The sequence below is a fragment of the Mycobacterium sp. E1747 genome (genome assembly GCF_001667775.1).
Classification (GTDB): Bacteria; Actinomycetota; Actinomycetes; order Mycobacteriales; family Mycobacteriaceae; genus Mycobacterium.
This window is the reverse complement of record NZ_LZJI01000109.1, coordinates 1-2,162: the sequence shown is the minus strand read 5'-3', so window position 1 is coordinate 2,162 and position 2,162 is coordinate 1. Positions and strand designations below refer to the sequence as shown.

Below are 2,162 nucleotides of genomic sequence, written 5' to 3'. Positions count from 1 at the left end.
ATGCGGGCGAGCACCACCGGCACGGCGGTGAACGCGTCGGCGCGATGCAGCGACGCCTGCGCGAGTGCGGCCTCGGCGTCGAAGTGGCGGTGGGTGAGTACGGTGCCGCCGAGGGCCATGGTGAGCATCAGCATCCCCAGCCCCAGACCGTGAAACATGGGCATGGCCACCGAGATTCGCGCCCCGGTGCGCAGACCGGTGCGGTCGAGGATCGTCACCCACACGCCCACCGCTGAACGCAGCTGCGGCGAACGCGGAACACCCTTGGGCGTGCCGGTGGTGCCGGACGTGAGCAGGATGATCCGGCCGGGTGCGGCCACGTCGGGCCCCGTGTCGCCCTCCTCCGTGGCGGCCGAGGCCGGGTCGATCAGGGTGACCGATTCGTCGGCGGCCCGGACCCGCTCGCCGAACTCGTCGTCGGCGATCATCGCGGTGATCCGGTGGGCCCGCACCGCGGACGCCAGGGCATCGCTGCGAAACTCCGTATTGACCAGGACGACGTCGGCGCCCACCCGGGCGGTGGCGAAAACGCCCGCGATGAAACCGCGCCCATTGCGGCACATGACGCCCACCGCGTCGCCGGGTCCCACACCGGCGCGGGACAGCCGGCGCGCCAGCGAGTCGGTCGCCGACCGCAGCTCGCGGTAATCCCAGGCACCGTCGTCGTCGACGATCGCCGCCCGGTCGGGCCAGCGTGTCGCGGTCACCGCCAGCAGCGTATACGGGTTGGTGCCGCCGCGCCGCGCCTCGCGGAGCACTCGCAACGCCACCAGCGGCGACGGCGGCGTCAGCAGCCGCGACCGCAGCAACGCCCGCGCCGCGGTGCCGACCACGCCCTCGGCGCTCATCGCCGGTCGCCGGAATCGGAGAAGAACCGCCGGTACCACAGCCGGGCGGCGCGTTCGGCCGGGCCGGCCAGCAGAACCGAAGCCACCTCGGCCGGCAACACCCAGGGCGGTTCGTTGCTGCGCGGGCGCTCGATCACCGCCTTGGCGATTGCGTCGGCCGCTTGGTCGGCCGACATGCCCGGGAGGCGGCCCAGGACGGGCGTGGGTTCGATCATCCTGGTGCGCACCAGCGCGAAGTAGACCGAGGTGACGTCCACGCCGTCGGCGTGCAGTTCCGGGGCGACGCTGCGCAGCCAGCGGTCGAAGGCGCCCTTCGACGCCTGGTATGCGCCCCACTGGGGTCCGGGCACCACACGCACACCGACGCTGGACACGTTGACGATGTGCCCTCCGCCACCTTCGCGCATGGCCGGGAGTAGCCCCAGCAGCAGCCGGATCGGCCCGAGATAGTTGATGTCGATGGTGCGTTGAAAGTCGTGCGGCCGGTCGTACTGCTGATGCAGCGAGCGGCGCAACGACTTTCCGGCGTTGCTGACCACGATGTCCAACGCGCCGTGCTCCTCAGTGATCTCCTTGGTCAGCGCGCTGACGGCGGCCTCGTCGGTGAGGTCGGCCGGGTACGCCCTCGCGCGGCCGCCCGCTGCGTTGATCGACGCCGCCAGGTCGCCGAGACGCTCCTCGGACCGGGCGACCGCCAGGACGGTGGCTCCCCCGGCGGCCAGCCGCCGCGCCGTCGCCTCCCCGATGCCGTAGGAGGCGCCGGTAACCAGCACGGTCTTACCGGTGACGGCGCTGCGCAACCTGTCGGGATCCGACACCCGCGCCGGATTGGCCACGCGGTCCGTGACCTTGTTGAGGGCCTGCACAATCACGTTCAACATCGCCGCTGCATCCACTCGAGCCGGATGTCGAGGTTCGGCGGATGGCTTCACCGTGCACTCGACTCGTCATAGCTAGCAGACCACAACGCGGTCCGCCGGCGCGCCCCGCCTCGCCGTTGCGCCGCTCCCCGGCGCGGGCCTCGGATCGGTGGGCGCCGCACCGCCGGATGACCGCCGCGCGCAAGCCATCTCGGCGCGGCGACCGCGGCGTCGACGGTGTTGTGTGAATTCGCAGTAATTTCCTGGGCTTCCCCGGTTTAGCCGGACGCTTCTCTGGGCACAATTGCGGCATGATCGCACGTCAAATAGCTCGATTTCTCGGTCCAGCAGTAGTAGCCGCGTCCGGCCTCTCCGCGTCGGCCCTCGCCGGCTCCCTTCTCCCCTCCGCCGCCGCCCAATGTCCGGACGTGCAGGTGGTATTCGCCCGCGGTAC

The 2,162-nt window shown here is 71.4% G+C and carries 2 protein-coding genes and 1 pseudogene; 1 reads left to right on the top strand and 2 read right to left on the bottom strand.

The genetic code is table 11. The annotated features are described in order from the left end of the window. Window positions 1-848: AMP-binding protein (locus tag A5695_RS11250; RefSeq protein ID WP_156749580.1), on the bottom strand; the 848-nt coding region annotated here is incomplete at its 3' end. Next, complete coding sequence (locus A5695_RS11245) at window positions 845-1,729, bottom strand: SDR family NAD(P)-dependent oxidoreductase (protein ID WP_068081180.1); 885 nt, start codon at window positions 1,727-1,729, stop codon at window positions 845-847. The genes A5695_RS11250 and A5695_RS11245, both read right to left, overlap by 4 nt. Window positions 1,730-2,019: 290 nt before the next feature. Here A5695_RS11245 and A5695_RS29555 point away from each other — a divergent pair. After that, window positions 2,020-2,162 (top strand): annotated as a pseudogene (locus A5695_RS29555) (cutinase family protein); the annotation flags it as partial.

Excerpts from the sequence above, each read along its gene's own strand:
- A5695_RS11245 (WP_068081180.1), bottom strand. The coding sequence starts at position 1,729 with ATGTTGAACGTGATTGTGCAGGCCCTCAACAAGGTCACGGACCGCGTG.